Here is an 18,520-nt window from a genome sequence, read left to right on the forward strand (position 1 = left end):
GGTCACCTCTCGGGGTATAGGTCGGTACGGTCGATCCAGGTGGGGGCGACGAAGATGTTGTCGCCGACCGGCGCTTCGGTGGCTTCGAGGAGGGACCAGGCGCGGGCCTCTTCGACCAGGTGCTCCCAGGGCGCGCTCCAGTCGAGCTGCCAGTCGAGGCCAGCGCCTGAGACGGAGTATGTGCTGCCGGCGTCCACTCGCCAGAACTGGGAGTAGAGGATCAGCTGGGCGTGGTCGGCCAGGTCGTCGATGATCTCCGTGAAGTGGGCAGAGGGCCAGCCGGGGCTGTCCGCTCCGGTACCGGCGCGCAGGCGGGCAGTCAGGGCGGGGACGACGGGGGTGCGGGCGCCGAGTTCGGTCAGGGCCCAGCGGATGCCGTCCGGCTCGGTCCAGTCGGGTGGGGTCCGACGTGCCAGGCAGGCGCGGTAGGCGCGGCGCAGCGGCTCGACCGCGCCGTCGATCTCCAGGCTCGCCAGGGCGATCGCTGCCCATTCGCGGACGGTCGGGTTGTCGCTGTCCAACAGTTGGATGAGGGCGGGGCCACAGCGGGGATCACCCACCTCCTCGAAGACCTCGATGGCGGTGAGCTGACCGAAGCCGCCGAGGGAGGGGAGGCCGTCGATGATGGCGGGGATGGCTTCGGAGCCGATCCAGATCAGCTCCGCGCGGGCGTCGTAGGACGCGCCGGCTTCGCCGTCGAGCTGCTGGATGAGTCCCTCGATGTGGGGAGTCATGACGCCGGGTGGGCGCGGCGCCAGAAGGTGGGCAGCCACCAGCAGAGCACCGAGCGGTCGTCGGGCCACGGGGCGCGGTCCTCGGCTTCCCAGTCCTCGAAGGAGTCGCGCGTCAGGTCGATGGGTCGCCAGGCGGGGTCGAGCGGCTCGTCCTCGGCCGGAGGGCGGATGTACTGCTGGCCGTGCTGGTCGCAGGCGCCGAAGTCCTGGTAGTTGTGCTGGGCCTCGATCAGGGAGACCTTGTTCGCTCCGCCGTCCATGGTCGGCCAGCGGAACTGGACCCCGTCGTCCTCCCAGGAGCAAACGGGGCAGATCTCGTAGGAGCCGGGCATGCTGTCGAGCACGCGGTGCCCGCAGCAGGGACAGGGGTAGCGGTCGCTCACCTGCGCAGTTTCGTTGCAGGTCCGGCCAGTGCGCCATGGATTTCTCTGCCTCGGCACCCCGACCAGTCCGCAGCCAGTCCGCAGGACACCCGTAAACAGCCATCAGGAGCCAACGCATGCCAACAGGGAAATGGCTGGTCAGAGCCCTGGATGGGGATCCGCCGCAGGTCAGGATCGGGCGGCAGACATTCCGCTTCAACGTCTGAGCGTGTGAATTAGCACCACGTCGCTCACTGGGTAAACCTGCAGGTCAGAAGTGCCCACCTCCTCGGAGGTGGGCCCTTGGCTTTTCCCGCGCTGGGATGGTGCTGGGATTGCTGACCATCCATCAGTCGCCCTCCCTCCTGAACGGTGCCGAGAGTGGTACGTTATTAGGTACCACTTGAGGGAAGAGGTCGGGTCATGTCCATAACCGCGAGCGAAGCCCGCAAGGAACTCTTTCCGCTGATCAAGAAGGTCAACGAGAACCACGAGGCCATCGAGATCGTCTCGAAGCACGGCAACGCCGTGCTCGTCTCGGCCGAGGACTACGCGGCGCTGCGCGAGGGCTCGTACCTGCTGCGCTCGCCGGCAAACGCGCGTCGGCTGCTCAAGGCGTACGAGAACGCCCTGGCCCACGTCAATGTGTCGGAGCGGGAGCTGATCGATCCGGACTCGGCGGACGCTGGTGCGGGTGCCCCGTGAGGCTTGTGTTCGAGGATCAGGGCTGGGAGGACTACACCTCCTGGCTCAAGAACGACCGCAAGATGCTCGCCCGGATCAACAAGCTCATCGAGGACGTCAGGCGTGACCCGTTTTCGGGGATCGGCAAGCCTGAACCTTTGAAGTACCACCTGCCTGGCGCGTGGTCGCGGCGGATCGACGACGAGCACCGCCTCGTCTACCTGGTGACGGACAAGGAGATCATCATCCTCGCGGCTCGGTACCACTACTGACCGACCGTGCGGATGGTGCTGGGAGAGGCCCGTCCGAAACGACGTTTCCGCAGGGCCTGACCTGCGAGAAAGCAGGTCAGGGCGTTGTGCTGTCCGCAGTAGTCCGCAGAACCTGGAGCAGCTGCGTGTCGTGGACCGTGGAGCGGTGTCCTGCGTGCACGACCCACACCACCAGTTCCCCGTTGTCGATCGTGTAGACGACTCGGTAGTCACCGACTCGCAGTCGTCCCGGGCCTCCTGCTTTCGGGGCGACCGCAGCGTGCTGTGTCGTGCTTGTGGATGCTTGCCCGCAAATGGGGGCGGGGGTGGGGGCGGGCGGAGAGCCTCGTTGACGGGTGGATCTTGGTGAGTAGGGTCACGGAGCGCGCGCGGTCTCGACAGCAGGCCCGGGGGGAGCGTTGGCGCTCGGGAGGCTCAGGCCGTGACCAGATGGCGATTCCGCACGAGGCTGTGGACCGCGGTGACCACCACGAGCCTGCTCCTGGCTCTGGCCCCCGCTCTGGCCCCCGCGCTGGCCGCCGCCGCGCCGTCGGGCGTCGACGACCCCGCCGATCCGACCGTACGGCGCGACCCGGCGACCGGGCACGCCCGGATGATCTTCAACTCCGGCGGTTATCTGACGCCGCCCTCCAAGCGGGCTCCCGAGCACGTCGCGCTCGCCTACGTGCGTGATCACCGCGGCGAATTCGGGCTCACCGCCGAGCAGGCCGCGCAGCTCGTCGTCGTCTCCACGTACCCCACCAAGCACAACGGGGCGCAGCAGGTGACGATCGGTCAGAGCATCGACGGCATGCGCGTACACGGCGGGCTCCTCACCGCCACCGTCGACAAGCGCGGCCGCCTCGTCATCCTCGGTGGTGCCGTCGTGACCGCCGAGCCGGCCGGCGGCGTCGAGCTGACGGCCAGGCAGGCCCTCGATCACGCGGCCGAGGCCCAGGGCGCCAGGCCGCAGCACGAGCTGACGGGCACGGACAACCGCGACAAGGGCAAGCAGAAGTTCAAGAACGTCTACGCCAAGAGGCTCACGAAGCCCAACGACGTGACCGCCGAGCTGGTGTGGTTCCCCACCGACTCCGGCCGCGAGCTGCGCCCGGCATGGCTCACCGACATCGAGGTCTCCGGTACGTCCTGGTACCAGACGGTGGTCGACGCCGCCGACGGCCGGCTGCTGAGCCGCGAGAGCCGGTACCACCACGCCGGCCCCGAAGGGACCGTCTTCACGGCGCAGCACCCGGACGCCGCCGGCGCCGCCCGTACGGTCACGCCCTTCACCGGGCGCGACGGCTCCTGGGTGACCGGCCGGCTGACCCAGGGCAACAACGCCAACGCCTACCGGGACGAGGACGGCGACAACACGGTGCCGGACACCGGGAACGACGCGCTGCGCCCGCAGTCCCCGGCCAGTGGCGACCCCGCCTTCCAGCACTTCAACCACACGTTCAACGACACGTGGCGCACCAACGCCGGTGCGACGCAGGCCAACCTCGACGCGGACGTGAACCCCGTCGTCACGCAGCTCTTCTACTACACCAACGTGATGCACGACTACCTCTACGGCCTGGGGTTCGACGAGGCGTCGCGGAACTTCCAGGTCGACAACTTCGGTCGCGGCGGCGCGGGCAACGACCCGGTGCTGGCCGAGGCGCAGGACGGCTGGGACCTCGGCTGCCTGGACAACAGCACACCGCCGAACGCGATCCGGTGCACGAACAACGCCAACTTCGGTACCCCCGGGGACGGTGCCAGCCCCCGCATGCAGATGTACATGTGGCAGCCACCGGGCCGGCCGTGGCGTGACGGTTCGCTCGACGGGGACGTCATCGCGCACGAGTACGGCCACGGCGTGTCCAACCGCCTCGTCGGCGGCGGCAACCTCGGCGGCGGCGCCCAGACCGGCGCCCTCGGGGAGGGCTGGAGCGACACGATCTCCTTCCTCAAGTGGGGCGACGCGACGGTCGGCGAGTACGTCACCGGCAACACCGCCACCGGCATCCGCACGCAGGCGTACGACACGTCCACCGAGAAGTGGGGAACGTTCCGCCCGGCCCGCGGCGTGCACCGCAACGGTGAGATCTGGGCCGCGACGATGTACGACATCCGCGAGGCCAAGGGCGTCGCCTTCACCCAGCAGCTCGTCATCGACGGGATGAAGAACACCGCCACCGCGCCGAGCTACCTCGACGCCCGCGACGGCATCCTGGCCGCCGACATGACCAACAACGCGGGGGCGAACCAGTGCCTGCTGTGGCGGGTCTTCGCCGGCCGCGGCATGGGCACGGGCGCCGCGTCGAGCGCGGACCAGAACACCGTGACGGCCGACGAGACCGTACCGGCCGCCTGCCTGCCGACCGCGAACGCCGGCGGCCCGTACACGACGGGCGAGGGTACGGACGTCACGCTCAGCGCCGCCGGCTCCGCCAAGGGGACCGCACCCTCGGCCGGGAACCCGACGACGTACGCGTGGGACCTCGACAACGACGGCCAGTACGACGACGCCACCGGGGTCAGCGCCACCTTCGGCCAGGTGGGCCAGGACCGCGTCTTCACCGTCGGACTCCGGGTGACGGACAGCGCCGGCAACACCGACACCGACTCGAGGACGGTGACCGTCGAGAACGTCGCGCCGGCCGTGTCCCTGCAGCCGGTCCCCCCGGCCGGGGAGAACACCCCGGTCACCCTGACGGGCGGTATCGGCGACCCGGGCCGGCTCGACCCGCTGACCGCCACGGTCGACTGGGGTGACGGAGCGGGCCCGCAGGCGCCGGCCGGCACGCTGGAGAACGTACGTCCCGACGCGACGCTGAGCTTCTCCGCGGCGCACACGTACGGGGATGACGGGACCTTCACGATCGAGGTCTGCGGCAGTGACGACGACACGAGCAGCTGCCGGTCGGTCGACGCGACGATCACCAACACCGACCCGGCCGCGGCGATCCCGGCCGACGGGCAGACGACGTACAACGGGCAGAAGGCCTTCATCGCCCACGCCGGCACGCCGATCGCCGTGAAGGGCACGTCGACCGACCCCGGCAGCGACGACCTGACCCTGACGTGGCTGTGGGGGGACGGGGCCCCGGACAACCTGGTCTCGCTGGTGAACCCGCCGGCCACCGACCCGGACCCGAGCCCCTCGGTCCAGCCGCGCAACGTGACGGCGACGAAGTCGCACGCGTACCCGGCCGCCTGCCTGTCCACGCTGACCTTCACCGGCCGGGACGACGACGGCGCCGCCGCCTCCGACACGGCTGCCGTCATCATCACCGGCAATGCAGTGCGGGCGCGCAACCAGGCGTACTGGACGGGCGAGTACGACGGGCGGGCGCCGGACCGGTTCACGCCGGCCCAGCGGGCCTGCCTGCTGGGCGTGGCCTCGTACATGAGCGCGGTGTACGGGCCGCTGACCGAGGCCCAGGCGTACGCGATCCTGGGCTCGGGCTCCCCGCAGCCGAGGCCGCTGGTCTCCCAGCAGCTGCTCGCGGCCTGGCTCAACTTCGCGAACGGTTCGTACGACCTGGCCACGCCGGTGGACACCGACGGCGACTGGAAGGCGGACTCGGCCTTCGGGGCGGCGATGGCCGGCGCCGAGGCGGTCTACAACAACCCGGCGTCGACCCGGAACCAGCTGCTGCACCAGGTCGACGTCCTGCTTCGGTTCAACGTGCGTGACGGTGGCTGACCGACGCCTGGTGTGCCTCGCCGCCCTCGCGCTCTTCACCGGGTGCGGGGGCGGCGAGGCACGTCCGCCGGCGAACGAGGCGCGTGACCCGGGCGGTACGGGCGTCACGGGTGCGACGGGAGCCGGCGCACCGACACCGGCGCAGGGCCGCGTACTCACCGGGGCCGACGACGGCTTCACGGGCCGGCTCGAGGTCGGGCAGACGGCCCGGCTGCGGCTCCCGGAGGCCGGCCCGGAACCCACCGCTCACGGCGAGTCGGTCCTGCTGATCCCCATCAGCAACGTGACGGCCACGGGCCACCGCGAATGGGAACTGCGCGCGGTCCGCGCGGGCACCACCCACGTCTCCGTCCCCCGTCCCGCCGCCCCGCCGGCCGCGTTGGCCTTCGTGGTCCCGTGAGCGGGCGTGGCGAAGGCGCGCCCGGGAGAACCGGGCGCGCCTTGCGGTGCCGCTAGCGCAGGGACTCGGAGGAGCCTGACGGGCGGGGGCGGTCCTGGGGCATGTCCATGTCCATGTCCTCGGACGTGCGGTCCGGGTTCTTCGCCTGGCTCTTGGCTTCCTGCATCTTCTGCTTGGCCTGCTCCTTGAGCTTGTTGGCCTTGTCCTGGGGCGGCTGCTTCTTGACCATGCCGGTTTCGCTCCTCGAAGAGGGTGAGGGGACGTCCACTGGGGACGTCCACCACCCTGACACCCGCTGGTGACTCCCGCATGTCGGAAGGTCACGCTCCGTGACTCGTCAGGCGAAGTTGGCCTTCGCCAGGACCGTGCCGTCCGGGGTGAGGAGGCTGGCGCCCGCGAGGGTCGTGGGGTTCACGTCGGCCGCCGCGACCCAGTAGCCGTAGCCGCCCTGGAGCGAGAACGTGCCGAGGCGGGTCGTCGTGCCGTCCTTGTTGTCGAGTACGCAGCTGACCTCCGGCGTCGCCTTCTCCAGGTCCACCGACATGTACACCCAGCCCTGCTGGCCCGGATGGGCGAAGACCCGGCCCACCTCCCCGCCGTCCGCCATCAGCGGCGCCTGCAGCAGCTGGGCGTTCGCTTCGGCCGTCGGGGACACGGGCCCCGAGGCCTGCTCGATCGCCGTGCCCGCCGCCCAGCCGGCGAAGCCGCACGCCACGGCCAGCGCCGCCGTCGCGACCGCGACCCGGGGCCGCAGCAGCCGGCGCCGGGCCGGTGCCGGCTGCGGGGGAGGCTGCCGCGGGGCCGGCTGCAGGCCGGCCGTGACGCGGCTCTCGAAGCCGACCGGGGGCTCCGTACCCGGCAGCAGGCCGAGCAGCCCGTCGCCGACCAGGGCCAGCTGCTCGATGTGCGCCCGGCAGCCGGGGCACCGGTCCAGGTGCGCGACCGCACGGGCGCGCTCCCGGGCCGGGAGGATGTCCAACGCCAGCTCGGCGTCGAGCTCCCTCAGCTGCTCGCAGGTCATCTCGCTCATCGCCGGCTCTCCTCGGCCCCCAGGGTCCTGCGCAGCTTGTGCATGGCCGTCCGGATCCGCGTCTTGGCCGTCCCCAGCGGGATCCGCTCCATGTCCGCGACCTGCTGCGCGGTCATCCCGTAGATGCCGGCCATCACCAGGGCGCGGGCCTGCTCCCGGGGCAGGTCCGCGACGGCCGTCCGTATCCCGGCCGACGTCTCGGCGGCGAGCGCCTGCTGCTCGGGGGTCTCCGTCACGATGTCGAGGAGGGCGTCCAGGTCCTCGGGGGCGACCGGGTTGGCCCGGCGGGCCCGGACCGCGTCGATCGCCAGATGGTGCGCGATCGCCGTCAGCCAGGTCCGTACCGAACCGCGGCGCGCATCGTAGACCTGGGCGTGCCGCCAGGCCCGCTCGAACGTCAGCTGGGCGATGTCCTCGGCGAGCTGCGCATCTCCGACGACGGCGATGGCCACGCCGAACACCGTGCGCTGGAAGCGGCGGACGAACGCGATGGCGATCTCGGGATCCCCCGTCGCCAGGCCCGACAGCAGTGCTTCGTCCGGCGCACGCCCGAGCGGGAGGCCCATTCTCTGCACATCAGTGGATACGTTGGGCCTCCCCGAATGGATTGGTTCCGGTTCGCGGGGAAACACCCCTTCATTGTCCTCCTCTCCCGGCGTCCCTCCCCGTCCGCAATCTCCCGGCGGCGGTCAGCCGTATCTCTGCCATGACAAGGACACGCACCACCCGGACCACTCGCGTGGGAACGGGGCTGGCGGCCGGAGCGCTCGCGGGGCTGCTGGCCGCCTGCGGGGGCGGCGGCTACGGAGCCGGAAACGGCCCGGCGGCGCCACCCGCCCCGTCCGCGCCCGCCGCGACGCAGGTCACGGCGGACCTCAGCGACTTCCACATCGCCCTGTCCCAGCAGACGTTCAAGGCCGGGGCCTACTCGTTCACCGTCAGGAACACCGGCCACCACGAGCACGCCCTGGAGGTGGAGGGACCGGGCGGGGAGCAGCGCTCCATGACCCTGGCGCCGGGGGAGAGCGGGAAGTTCGACATCACCCTCAAGGACGGTACGTACGAGCTCTACTGCCCCGTCGACGGGCACAAGGACCTCGGGATGAAGACGGAGATCACCGTGGGCGGCGCCGTGAACGGCTACTGAGCGTCCCGCCGACGGCGGTAGGTTGCGTGCAGTCGTCACCCGGCGCAGCCGGGAGCAGTCGGCGGCGGGAGCAGTCGAGGGGAGGGGCATGCGGCACAGGGCGGCCGAGACGATCGACGCGGGCGAGCGGCTGCACGCGGCGGCCGCCGCGCTGCTGGCCGACCACCGGCGGGCCGTCGAAGCCGTACGGGAGGCCTGGGCGCCGATCCACGCGGAGCTGGCCCGCCTCGAGCTGCAGCGGATCCCCGTCGACCGGCTGGCCCAGGTCACGGAGGGGCGGCTGCGGGTGACCGCCGTCGAGGCGGCCGGGTTCGACACCGTGCAGCAGGTGCTGGACGCCGGACGTCACCGGCTGCGGCAGATCCCCGGGGTCGGGCAGCAGACCGCCGACCAGGCGCTCGGCGCCGCCCGGCAGCTCGCCGAGGCCGTCGGGGAGACCGTCGCCGTGCACCTCGACGTGGACCGCCCCGAACCCCGGACCACCGCACTCGTGACCGCCCTGCAGCTGCTCGTCGAGGCCGGGCCCGAAGCACGCCGGGCCGTCGGGGCGGCCCGGCGGCTGGACGCCGGACTCGGGCCGCTGCTCGCCGACGCCGGGCCCGCCGCAGGCCGGCTGCGGATGTGGTTCGCGGGACGGGAGCGGCGGGAGCGGGCGCTGGCCGCCGTCGGGGAGATCGGCCGGCTGACCGCGGAGGCCGCCGGGAGCGGGGTGCCCGTACTGCTCGGACAGGCCTCGGTCGACCTGCTGCGCGGCCCCGCCGACGAGGCGGCCGCCTGGGTCGACTTCGAGCTGCGCTCCGCCGAGTACTACGGGCTGCTCGCGGAGATCACCGAGCGCGCCGGGACCGGCGGCCCCGGCCCGGCCGCCGCCCAGGGGTTCCTGCCCGAAGCGCTGGCCGAACGGATCCGCACCCAGGACCTCGACGAGACGCACCGCCGGGTCTCGCTGCGCGGCTACCAGTCCTTCGGTGCCCGCTTCGCCCTCGCCCAGCGGCGGGTGATCCTCGGCGACGAGATGGGGCTGGGCAAGACGATCCAGGCCCTCGCCGCCCTCGCGCACCTCGCCGCGCAGGGGCAGCGCCACTTCCTCGTCGTCTGCCCGGCCGGCGTCCTGATCAACTGGACCCGTGAGATCGAGGCGCGCAGCACCCTGCGCGCGGTCGCCCTGCACGGCCCCGGCCGGCACGACGCCTTCGCGGACTGGCGGGGGGAGGGCGGGGTGGCCGTGACGACCTTCCAGGCGCTGACCGGATTCCCCGAACTCGCCGCGGAGGAGCTGGGGATGCTCGTCGTGGACGAGGCGCACCACGTCAAGAACCCGCGCGCGCAGCGCTCCCTGGCGGTCGCCGCCTGGGCCGCCCGCTGTACGTACGTCCTCTTCCTCACCGGCACCCCGATGGAGAACCGGGTCTCGGAGTTCCGCAGTCTCGTACGGATCCTGCAGCCCGAGGCGGACTCCGGGATCGGGGACGTCGACTCGGTCGCCGGGTCCAAGGCGTTCCGCAGGGCGGTGGCGCCCGCGTACCTGCGGCGCAACCAGCGCGACGTGCTCGCCGAGCTGCCCGGGCTCCAGTGGACCGACGAGTGGGGGGAGCTGAGTGCCGCGGACCGGGACGCCTACCGGGCGGCGGTGCGGGCCGGCAACTTCATGGCGATGCGCAGGGCCGCGTACGCGAAGCCGGAGAAGTCGGCGAAGCTGCAACGGCTGCGCGAGCTGGTGGCGGACGCCGCCGCCAACGGGCTGAAGGTCGTGGTGTTCTCCGCCTTCCGCGAGGTGCTCGGGGCGGTCGAGGACGCGCTCGGGCGCCGGCCGCCGGGAGGCGACGGACACGACGGAGGCCCGCTCTTCGGGCCCATCTCCGGGAGCGTGCCGCCCGCGCGCCGCCAGCGGCTCGTCGACGGGTTCGGCGCGGCGGCCGGGCACGCCGTACTGCTCGCGCAGATCGAGGCGGGCGGCATCGGGATCAACCTGCAGGCGGCGTCCGTGGTGATCCTCTGCGAGCCGCAGGTCAAGCCGACCATGGAGCAGCAGGCGGTGGCCCGCGCCCACCGGATGGGCCAGGTGCGCGCCGTACGGGTGCACCGGCTGCTGGCCACGGACGGGGTGGACCAGCGGATGCTGGAGGTGCTGGAGCGCAAGGCGCGGCTCTTCGACGCGTACGCCCGGCGCAGCGTGGTGGCGGAGTCGGCGCCCGAGGCGGTCGACGTCTCGGACACCTCGCTGGCCCGGCGCATCGTCGAGGAGGAGCAGGCACGGCTCGGCGCCGCCCGCTGACGGCGCGGGCGGCCCGCCGGGGCCGAGGCGTGCGGGCGGCGCGTCAAGAAGGGATCAGAGGCCGCGGACCGAGGCGATCGTGAAGGACGTCGGCGTACCCGGGCCCATGGGGCCGCCCTTGTCGAACTGGGAGCGGACCACGAGCGTGCGGCCCGGGGTGTGGCTCAGCGTGGTCGGGATCTGCAGGGACGGGTCCGTGATCGTCCTGGTCAGCCGGGCCCGGGTGCCGTCGGGGCTCAGGTGCCACCGGGTCAGGGTGTTCGTGGTGTTGTGGGCCACCCGCAGGGTGCCGTCGGGGGCGAGGTCCAGGCCGTCGGCGTGGGTGAGGTCGCCGCCCTGGAGGGCGACGCGGGATATCGCGCCGGTGCGCAGGTCGATGCGGTGGAGGTCGCCCGCGGTCATGTCCACCGCCAGCAGGAAGCGGCCCGCCGGGTCCGAGACGATGCCGTTGAGGGCGAAGCTGCCCGCCGGGGACGGGGTGAGGTGCCCGCTCAGGTCGTACGCGGGGAGCAGCGCGCCCGAGCCGGCCGCCAGCTGGGCCGGGGTGACGCGGTAGATCACCGAGCGGACGCTGTCCGTCAGGTAGGCGGTGCCGTCCGGGGTGATGGCCAGGTCGTTGACGAAGAGCCCGCCGGTCCCGGCGACCTCGAAGTGGGCCAGGCGCCTGCGGGACGCGGTGTCGTAGACGGAGACCCCGGAGGTGGAGTCGGTCACCCACAGGCGGCCGCGGGCGTCGACGCGCAGGCCGTTCGCCGTGTGGCGGCCGTCGGCGCCGGCGGGCAGGAACACCTCGGCGGTGCGCTGTCCGGGGCGGGCCCGGTAGACGGTGCCGTCCGCGTACGAGCCGACGTAGACGGTCCGGTTGCGGGGGTCGGTGGCTATGCCTTCGGGGTAGACCTTCTCGCCGGGGAGGGTGAAGGCCGCCGAGATCCGGCTGTCGGAGACCGGGGCGGAGGAGGCCGGGGCGGCCTGTGCGGCCGTAATCGCGCCCAGGGTGAGCGCCGTGGTCAGGGTCAGGAGCGTGGCGGGCAGGAGCTTCTTCAGCACAGCGAGTGTCCTCTTCCATGTGGGTGAACACGAACATAGATTAGAGCCCTAATGCTTGCAAGGGCCTTAGGATGCGGGGATGACCTCCATGCCTCCCGAGGAGCGCATCGGCTCGCACGTCAAGCGCGCCGAGCAGGCGCTTCTCGCGGCCAAGAACGCTGCGCTCAAGCCCGCCGCAGTAACGGTTCCGCAGTACGCCGCGCTGCTCTGGCTCTCCGAGAAGCCGGGCATCTCCGCGGCCGCGCTGGCCCGGCTGTGCGGGGTGACGCCGCCGACCATGAACACCGTGCTGAAGAACCTCCAGGAGCGCGGGCTCATCGAGCGCACCCCGCACGAATGGCACCGCAACGTGCTCGAGACCCGGCTCACGGAGGAGGGCCGGACCGCGATGGAGCTCGCCGACGCCGGTGCCGTACGGGTCGAGCGGGCGCTCGCCGCGGCGTTCTCGGCGGAGGAGCGGGAGCAGCTGATCAGCCTGCTGGGGCGGTGCGCGGAGGCGCTCGACGCCCAGAGGTGAGATGTGCTGTCGGGGTTCCGGACACATGAGATTCCGGCCATGTTTTTGCCGGGTTTTGGAACTGCCCGGAAGATTCGCACATCAGGACCAATGGGAACCCAGCCGTTCTGCCCCGACCTGGGGCAGTCATGACCGTTCGGAGCGAAGTTCGTGCATCAAGACCCGCCCCGGCGTTCCCGCCGGGCGATATGGATATCCGCCGTCGTGGCCTTCGCGCTGCTGCTCGGCGGCGGGGGCTTCGCCGCCTGGAAGCTCGAGTGGTTCTCCGGCAACGGTGACTCCGTGAGCTTCGGCAAGGCCCCCGCGTCCGCCGCCCCCGATGCGGGCAAGCCGTCCCCCGGCGCGCCGTCGGCCTCTCCCACGCCGACCGGTGATCCGGACGTACTCCTGCCGACCGGTCCCAAGTCCGACTTCAAGCAGACCGCCAAGCTCGACGACGGCACGGTCATCGCGAGGACCCGCCTCGCGGGCGCGAAGTCCGGCTTCGAGGGCGACGTCTGGGTGTGGACGCCCAAGGAGTACAACGAGGCGAAGTACGAGAAGAGCGCCTTCCCGGTGCTCATAGCCCTGCCCGGCGGCAACGGCTTCCCGAGCAACTACTGGTCCGACCGCAGCCTGGGCCTGCAGAAGGCCATAGGCGAGGGCGTCCAGGCCGGTACCAGCCTGCCGTTCATCGTGGTCATGCCGGTGCTGAACCCGGACAGCAAGTACTACTACGACGGCGCCGACATCCCCGGCCAGCCCAAGATGGGCACCTGGATCGCCGACGACGTCCCGGCGTTCACCAAGGCCAACTTCCGCACGTACAAGTCCCGCGACGGCTGGGCCTTCATGGGCTCCTCCTCCGGCGCCTTCGTCGGCATGAAGACCGTCCTGCAGTACCCGGACCGCTTCAAGGCCGTGATCGCCAGCGGCGGCGAGATCGTTCCCGACTCCCCGCTCTGGAAGGGCCACCAGGCGGAGATGGACGCGAACAACCCCGAGAAGCTCGCGAAGAAGCTGATCGACGGCAACGGCCCCGAGGTCTACATCAACTTCCAGGTCGGCACCAAGGAGACCGGGAAGGAGCGGATGACCAAGTTCCAGCAGCAGTACGGCAAGGGCCCCGTCAAGATGACCATCCGCGACATCCAGAACGGCGAGCACAACGGCTGGCACTACGTCCGGGGCATGAAGGAGGGCTCCCTGGAGTGGATCAGCAAGGTGCTCAAGGGCCCGCAGCCCGCGACCGGCTGACCAGGCCGTACGCACGGAGCCCGGGACCGGGGTGGCGCAGGCCACGTCCCGCCGGTCCCAGGCAACCCATCCGATCGTTGACACCTCTGTAAGGGGTGTAAGGGGGACCGATCGGTCCGACCCGCGCTCTTCGGGAGCGCCGGAGAAGGAACGGGACAAATCCGTGCAGCATGACCAGCTTCAGGGTGACCGCGACCTCATGACCGAGGAAGGCCCGCTGACCACGGGCCGTCGCCGCCCCAAGCGTCGGCGCAGGCTTCTGATCGGCGGTGCGCTGGCGTTCACGCTCGCCGCCGGCGGCGGTGCGGCGGCGTACAAGTACGGGCTCTTCTCGGACATAGGAGATCCGGTCTCCTTCGGGAAGGTGCAGGAGTCGGCCGCGGCCGAGGAAATCCGGCAGGGGGTGAGCATGCCGACCGGGCCGAAGTCCGAGTTCGTCCGGACCTACCGGCTGCCCGACGGCACGCAGATCGGCCGGACGACCCTGACCGGCGCGAAGTCGGGGTTCACCGGTGACGTGTGGGTGTGGGTCCCGAAGGAGTACGACGAGCCGAGGTACGCCAAGAGCGCCTTCCCGGTTCTGATCTCCCTGCCCGGCGGCCGGGGCTACCCCACGAACTACTGGGGTACGGGCCCCGGCCTCGGCCTCCAGAAGGCCGTGAGCGACGGGGTGAAGGCCGGTACGAGCCTGCCCTTCATCCTGATCATGCCGGTGCACAACGCGGACACCAAGCACCACTTCGACGCCTCGGACATCCCCGGCGAGCCCAAGATGGGCACCTGGATGGCCGAGGACGTCCCGGATTTCACGAAGGCCAATTTCCGGACCTTCACCTCCCGGGACGGGTGGGCCTTCATGGGCTCCTCCGCGGGCGGATTCGGTGCCTTCAAGCACGTCCTGAAGTACCCGGACCGGTTCAAGGCGGCCATCGCGAGCGGGGTCGACATCGTCCCCGATTCCCCGCTGTGGAAGGGGAACACGCAGGCCATGGACGAGAACAACCCCGAGAAGCTCGCCGAGAAGCTGATCAAGGAGGGTGGTCCGGACGTGTACGTCAACTTCCAGATCGGCACCAAGGAGACCGGCCGCGAGAAGGCGGAGAAGTTCATCAAGGAGTACGGAAAGGGCCCCGTGCACACTCAGCTCCAGGTGATCCAGGATGGTGAGCACAACGGAAAGTCGTACGTGCGCGGTATGAGGGAGGGCGCTCTGGAGTGGATCAGCAAGGTCATGCTCGCACCGACCCCCGACCCCGGCGTGCGATGAACGTAGCCGTCAAGGGTGCGTCGGCGGCGGCCGTCGCCGGGGTGGCGGCGGTCCTGGCCGTCGGCTTCCTCAAGGCGACGGACGTGGACGCGCACGCGGTGCACGCCTTCCCCGGCGTCGGCGTGCTCATGGCGAACGGGGAGCACTGGTGCACGGCGAGCGTCGTCGACAGTCCCAAGGGCACCGTCGTCGCGACCGCCGCGCACTGTGTGGCCCCGGCGGGCGAGGACGGCGAGCCCGGAGCGGTCGCCCACGACGGCCGGGCCATCGGCGACCTCTCCTTCGCCCCCGCGTTCACCGGGGAGGGCGTGGGCCGCCAGCCCCTCGGGGTGTGGAAGGTCCGCGCGGTCCACGTGGACGAGCGCTGGACCAGATGGGGCGAGGACACCGCCGACTTCGCCTTCCTCAGCATCGAGCCGGACGAGGACGGCCGCACCGTGCAGCAGGCGGTCGGCGGCGCCGACGAAGCCCCGAAGCCCGACTGGACCTCCGGGTACGAGCGCGAGGTGACGGTCGTCGGCTACCCGGAGTCGGACCGCAACCCGCAGAACAAGCCCATCTCCTGCACCACCCAGACCAGCCACGACCAGGAGGACCCCGCGATGCTGTACATCGGCTGCGCGGGCTTCTGGTCGGGCACCAGCGGCAGCCCCTGGATCGCCGACCGGGGCGGTCCGGGCCGTCCCGGGCGGCTGATCGGGGTGCTGAGCGGCGGGGAGACGGACGTGGACTCCACGGCCGCCCTGTTCGACGAGAAGGCCAAGGCGCTGTACGAGCAGGCCGCGCGGGACTGACGCTCCGGCCGGGCGGGCGTGACGCGCCTGCGGATCCGGCCCGGCTACTGTTTGCGCTCGGTGCTGACGATCACGCACACCGCCGCGACGACGACCGCACCGCCGACCAGGATCGGCCAGGTCAGGGCCTCGTCGAGGATCAGCGCACCCAGCGCGACGGCGACGACCGGGTTGACGTACGCGTACGTGGCGGCCAGCGACAGCGGCGCCGACTGGAGCAGCCATGCGTACGCCGTGAAGGCGACCAGCGAGCCGAACACGACGAGGTGGCCCAGCGCCAGCCAGGAGGCGGTGGTGCAGGCGGCCCAGTCCAGCCCCCGGTGCTCGCCGCGCAGCAGGCCGACGACGATTCCGCCGGCCCCGCCCGCGAGCATCTGGTACGCGCTGCCCGTGAACGGGTTGCCCGGCAGCGACAGCTTCGACGCGGAGAACGAGCCCAGCGACCAGAGCACCGACGCCACCAGCACGAGCAGCACCCCGGAGAGCTGCACCGCGCCGCCGATGCCCGGACCGGTCAGCACCGCGAGCCCGGCGAAGCCCAGCAGTACGCCGCCCAGGGTGCGCAGCGCCGGCCGGTCGCCGGTGGCGGTCCGCAGCAGCACCAGCCACATCGGCACCGCCGCGATGAGCAGTGCGGCCAGGCCGGACGGCACCGTGGTCTCGGCGAGCACGACGAGGCCGTTGCCGCCGAGGATCAGCAGCAGGCCGACCACGACCGCAGAACCGGCCTGGGCGCGGGTGGCCCGGAGCGCGGCCGGCCCGTACCGCCAGGCGACGAGGCCGAGCAGCAGCAGGCCGGCCACGATGAAGCGGGCGCCGGCGGAGAGGAACGGCGGCATGGTCTGGACGACCACGCGGATGGCGAGGTAGGTGGATCCCCAGAGGACGTAGACGAGGGCGAGCGCGATCCAGACGGCACCGGTGACCCTGCGGGCGGTGGATTCCGGCGGCTTGCTCCCAGCAGTCTCCGAGGTGCGCATGACGGGATCCTAGGGTCGTTGGCGCCTACATGCTTCCCGGGTCTCAGCCCTTGAGCAGGGCGTTCAGCTCGCCGTACGGGAGGGAGGCGTCGAGCGCGGTGTACGTGCCGCCCGCGACCAGCTCCTCGGCGGCGCGGCGGACCACGTCGTACGCGGCCGACGCGACCCAGGAGCCGAGGCTGACGCGGGCCACGCCGAGGGCGCCGAGCTCGGCGACGGACGGGGCGCCGGGGCCGACGAGGATGTTGAGCGGGGCGTCGATTCCCTTGACCAGCTCGGTGACGGTGGCCGGGTCGGTGACGCCGGGGACGAAGATGCCGGTGGCGCCCGCACGGAGGTAGGCGGCGGCGCGGGCGAGGGTCTCGTCGAGGCGGTTCGCCTCCTCCCCGAGGCCGAAGAGGAACGTGTCGATGCGGGCGTTGATGTACAGCGGGACCCCGGCGGTGCCGGCGGCGGCCCGGGCCGCGGCCACCCGCTCCGCGTGGTCGGCGGCGGCCCGGGTGCCGTCCTCGATGTTGATGCCGACCGCGCCGGCGGCGAGCACGCCGGTGACCGTCTCGCCGACCCCGGCGGGGTCGGCGCCGAAGCCGCCCTCGATGTCGGCGGTCACGGGGACGGAGACGGCCGCGGCCACCCGGGCGACGAGGTCGAGGGCGCGGTCGCGGGTCAGGGCGTCCCCGTCGGGCGCGCCGAGGGACCAGGCGACGCCGGCGCTGGTGGTGGCGACGGCGGGGGCGCCGGCGGCCTCGACGAGGCGGGCGCTGACCACGTCCCAGGCGTTGGCCAGGGCCAGCGGGGCGGCCGGGGTGTGGAGTGCGGTGAAGCGGCGGGCGAGATCAACGGTGGTGGTCATGGGCCCAGTTCAGCAGACCGGGCCCGCCCAGGGCTGGCGATTTTCCGACGTGTACGGGTCCTCGCCCGGGGCGCCGCCCCCGGCCGCTGCGCGCCTCGAACGCCGACGGGCCGGGACGGGACGGCGGGGGCCGCACTACGCGGGGCCTCCCTTCAGGCCTGCTCCGCACAGGGGGAGGACCGTCGTGCGGCCCCGGAGGGGGTCGGTGGGCGCGAGCGGGCCCACCGCCGCCCAGCAGGCCGCCGCCGTCGGCTCCACGAAGAGCCCGCGCTGCGCCAGGTCCCGCCGGGCCGCGCGCAGGGCCGGCTCCGGGACCGTCAGGAACGTGCCGCCGGACTTGCGGACCGCCGCCAGGATCTGGCGGGCCCGCGGCGGGGCCGGGATCGCGATGCCCTCGGCCAGGGTGGGCCGCTGTTCCACCGGGTCTGCGTCCTCCGCGCCCGCCGCGAAGGCGGTGGCCAGCGGGGACACCGCCTCGGCCTGCACCGCGATCAGCGCCGGCGGCTTCACCCCGCGCCGGGCCAGCTCCTCGACCGCCAGCGCGGCCCCCAGCAGCAGGGTGCCGTTGCCGACGGGGACGACGAGGGTCTCGGGGAGCCGGCCGCCGAGCTCCTCCCACACCTCGTACACGTAGGTCTTCGTGCCGTGCAGGAAGTACGGGTTGAAGACGTGGCTCGCGTAGAAGACCCCCGGGAGGTCGGCCGCCTCCCGGGCCGCCGCCGCCGTCGCCTCCCGGCCGCCCGGTACGACTCGGACCGCCGCCCCGTGCGCCCGCATCTGTTCCGTCTTCTTCTCCGAGGTGCCCTCGGGCACGAAAACTTCACACTTCAGCCCGGCCCGCGCGCAGTACGCGGCCACGGCCGTCCCCGCGTTCCCGCTGCTGTCCGCGACCACCCGCTCCGGAGCCAGCCGCCGGGCCAGCTCCGCGAGCATCACCGCGCCCCGGTCCTTGAACGAAAGGGTGGGCATCAGGAAGTCGAGCTTGGCGTGAATCCGCTCCCCGAGCGGGACCAGCGGGGTGTTCCCCTCCGACAGCGTGACGGAGAACGCCCCCGGCAGCGGCAGCACGGAGCCGAACCGCCAGAGCGAGTTGGGTCCGGCGGCCGGTTCGAGCGGACTGGCCGGATCCGGTGTGAAGTCGAGATCCCAGGGTCCACCGCAGAGCGGGCAGCACCACGGCGCCGTCCGGGCATCCGCGCGCGTGGCGTCCTCGGGGCAGACGTAGCCGGGCAGTGCGTGCGTCATG

The 18,520-nt window shown here is 72.1% G+C and carries 20 protein-coding genes; 10 read left to right on the forward strand and 10 right to left on the reverse strand.

Features of this window, described 5'->3' with window-relative positions; all coding sequences use genetic code 11:
• Nucleotides 1–2 precede the first annotated feature (2 nt).
• Nucleotides 3–734 (reverse strand): HEAT repeat domain-containing protein, encoded by a 732-nt coding sequence (locus tag ACZ5WG_RS01250; RefSeq protein ID WP_468719766.1) that lies wholly within the window; start codon nucleotides 732–734, stop codon nucleotides 3–5.
• Complete coding sequence (locus ACZ5WG_RS01255; RefSeq protein ID WP_468719767.1) at nucleotides 731–1,117, reverse strand: CPCC family cysteine-rich protein; 387 nt, start codon at nucleotides 1,115–1,117, stop codon at nucleotides 731–733. The genes ACZ5WG_RS01250 and ACZ5WG_RS01255 overlap by 4 nt, the downstream gene beginning before the upstream one ends.
• Nucleotides 1,118–1,519: 402 nt before the next feature.
• On the opposite strand from ACZ5WG_RS01255, the gene ACZ5WG_RS01260 reads away from it, so the two are divergent.
• Nucleotides 1,520–1,801, forward strand: coding sequence for a type II toxin-antitoxin system Phd/YefM family antitoxin (locus ACZ5WG_RS01260; protein WP_468719768.1), 282 nt, complete (start codon nucleotides 1,520–1,522; stop codon nucleotides 1,799–1,801).
• Entirely contained in the window at nucleotides 1,798–2,052 is a 255-nt protein-coding gene (locus ACZ5WG_RS01265) for a Txe/YoeB family addiction module toxin (RefSeq protein ID WP_365998077.1), read from the forward strand. Before ACZ5WG_RS01260 ends, ACZ5WG_RS01265 begins: the two co-directional genes overlap by 4 nt.
• Before the next feature lie 76 nt (nucleotides 2,053–2,128).
• On the opposite strand, the gene ACZ5WG_RS01270 is transcribed toward ACZ5WG_RS01265, so the two are convergent.
• Nucleotides 2,129–2,347, reverse strand: coding sequence for a type II toxin-antitoxin system RelE family toxin (locus tag ACZ5WG_RS01270; protein WP_468720479.1), 219 nt, complete (start codon nucleotides 2,345–2,347; stop codon nucleotides 2,129–2,131).
• Nucleotides 2,348–2,473: 126 nt separating this feature from the next.
• Here ACZ5WG_RS01270 and ACZ5WG_RS01275 point away from each other — a divergent pair, with 126 nt between their 5' ends.
• The gene (locus tag ACZ5WG_RS01275) at nucleotides 2,474–5,728 is read left to right on the forward strand and encodes a M36 family metallopeptidase (protein ID WP_468719769.1); all 3,255 of its coding nucleotides are present in this window, start codon (nucleotides 2,474–2,476) and stop codon (nucleotides 5,726–5,728) included.
• Nucleotides 5,721–6,128, forward strand: coding sequence for a hypothetical protein (locus ACZ5WG_RS01280; protein ID WP_468719770.1), 408 nt, complete (start codon nucleotides 5,721–5,723; stop codon nucleotides 6,126–6,128). Before ACZ5WG_RS01275 ends, ACZ5WG_RS01280 begins: the two co-directional genes overlap by 8 nt.
• A 52-nt stretch (nucleotides 6,129–6,180) precedes the next feature.
• Here the strand turns inward: ACZ5WG_RS01280 and ACZ5WG_RS01285 are convergent, their stop codons facing one another.
• The 3 genes from ACZ5WG_RS01285 to ACZ5WG_RS01295 all read right to left on the reverse strand — a co-directional run bounded on the left by ACZ5WG_RS01285 (nucleotide 6,181) and on the right by ACZ5WG_RS01295 (nucleotide 7,724).
• Nucleotides 6,181–6,357, reverse strand: a complete 177-nt coding sequence (locus ACZ5WG_RS01285; protein ID WP_468719771.1) for a hypothetical protein — start codon at nucleotides 6,355–6,357, stop codon at nucleotides 6,181–6,183.
• 108 nt (nucleotides 6,358–6,465) lie between these two features.
• Nucleotides 6,466–7,158, reverse strand: a complete 693-nt coding sequence (locus ACZ5WG_RS01290) for an anti-sigma factor family protein (protein WP_468719772.1) — start codon at nucleotides 7,156–7,158, stop codon at nucleotides 6,466–6,468.
• Nucleotides 7,155–7,724, reverse strand: a complete 570-nt coding sequence (locus tag ACZ5WG_RS01295) for an RNA polymerase sigma factor (RefSeq protein WP_468719773.1) — start codon at nucleotides 7,722–7,724, stop codon at nucleotides 7,155–7,157. The genes ACZ5WG_RS01290 and ACZ5WG_RS01295 overlap by 4 nt, the downstream gene beginning before the upstream one ends.
• Nucleotides 7,725–7,864: 140 nt before the next feature.
• On the opposite strand from ACZ5WG_RS01295, the gene ACZ5WG_RS01300 reads away from it, so the two are divergent.
• Nucleotides 7,865–8,305: a cupredoxin domain-containing protein gene (locus ACZ5WG_RS01300; RefSeq protein WP_468719775.1), complete on the forward strand. Its 441-nt coding sequence runs from the start codon at nucleotides 7,865–7,867 to the stop codon at nucleotides 8,303–8,305.
• An 88-nt stretch (nucleotides 8,306–8,393) separates the two neighbouring features.
• Nucleotides 8,394–10,580, forward strand: coding sequence for a DEAD/DEAH box helicase (locus tag ACZ5WG_RS01305; protein WP_468719776.1), 2,187 nt, complete (start codon nucleotides 8,394–8,396; stop codon nucleotides 10,578–10,580).
• Between the two features lie 54 nt (nucleotides 10,581–10,634).
• Here ACZ5WG_RS01305 and ACZ5WG_RS01310 read toward each other — a convergent pair whose 3' ends face one another.
• Nucleotides 10,635–11,627, reverse strand: a complete 993-nt coding sequence (locus ACZ5WG_RS01310; RefSeq protein WP_468719777.1) for an SMP-30/gluconolactonase/LRE family protein — start codon at nucleotides 11,625–11,627, stop codon at nucleotides 10,635–10,637.
• 79 nt (nucleotides 11,628–11,706) lie between these two features.
• Here ACZ5WG_RS01310 and ACZ5WG_RS01315 point away from each other — a divergent pair, with 79 nt between their 5' ends.
• The 4 genes from ACZ5WG_RS01315 (at nucleotide 11,707) to ACZ5WG_RS01330 (ending at nucleotide 15,441) form a co-directional block, all read left to right on the forward strand.
• Entirely contained in the window at nucleotides 11,707–12,144 is a 438-nt protein-coding gene (locus ACZ5WG_RS01315; RefSeq protein WP_468719778.1) for a MarR family winged helix-turn-helix transcriptional regulator, read from the forward strand.
• Between the two features lie 150 nt (nucleotides 12,145–12,294).
• The gene (locus tag ACZ5WG_RS01320) at nucleotides 12,295–13,380 is read left to right on the forward strand and encodes an alpha/beta hydrolase (RefSeq protein ID WP_468719779.1); all 1,086 of its coding nucleotides are present in this window, start codon (nucleotides 12,295–12,297) and stop codon (nucleotides 13,378–13,380) included.
• 199 nt (nucleotides 13,381–13,579) lie between these two features.
• Complete coding sequence (locus ACZ5WG_RS01325; protein ID WP_468719781.1) at nucleotides 13,580–14,647, forward strand: alpha/beta hydrolase; 1,068 nt, start codon at nucleotides 13,580–13,582, stop codon at nucleotides 14,645–14,647.
• Entirely contained in the window at nucleotides 14,644–15,441 is a 798-nt protein-coding gene (locus ACZ5WG_RS01330; protein ID WP_468719782.1) for a trypsin-like serine peptidase, read from the forward strand. Before ACZ5WG_RS01325 ends, ACZ5WG_RS01330 begins: the two co-directional genes overlap by 4 nt.
• A 44-nt stretch (nucleotides 15,442–15,485) precedes the next feature.
• Here the strand turns inward: ACZ5WG_RS01330 and ACZ5WG_RS01335 are convergent, their stop codons facing one another.
• The 3 genes from ACZ5WG_RS01335 to ACZ5WG_RS01345 all read right to left on the reverse strand — a co-directional run bounded on the left by ACZ5WG_RS01335 (nucleotide 15,486) and on the right by ACZ5WG_RS01345 (nucleotide 18,519).
• Nucleotides 15,486–16,421: an EamA family transporter gene (locus ACZ5WG_RS01335; protein WP_468719784.1), complete on the reverse strand. Its 936-nt coding sequence runs from the start codon at nucleotides 16,419–16,421 to the stop codon at nucleotides 15,486–15,488.
• Between the two features lie 43 nt (nucleotides 16,422–16,464).
• Nucleotides 16,465–17,274: an isocitrate lyase/PEP mutase family protein gene (locus tag ACZ5WG_RS01340; RefSeq protein WP_468719786.1), complete on the reverse strand. Its 810-nt coding sequence runs from the start codon at nucleotides 17,272–17,274 to the stop codon at nucleotides 16,465–16,467.
• Between the two features lie 135 nt (nucleotides 17,275–17,409).
• A complete protein-coding gene (locus ACZ5WG_RS01345) occupies nucleotides 17,410–18,519 on the reverse strand; it encodes a threonine synthase (protein WP_468720480.1) in 1,110 nt (369 codons plus the stop codon).
• Between the last annotated feature and the right edge of the window lies 1 nt (nucleotide 18,520).

Source organism: Streptomyces sp. NPDC032745 (assembly GCF_055579465.1).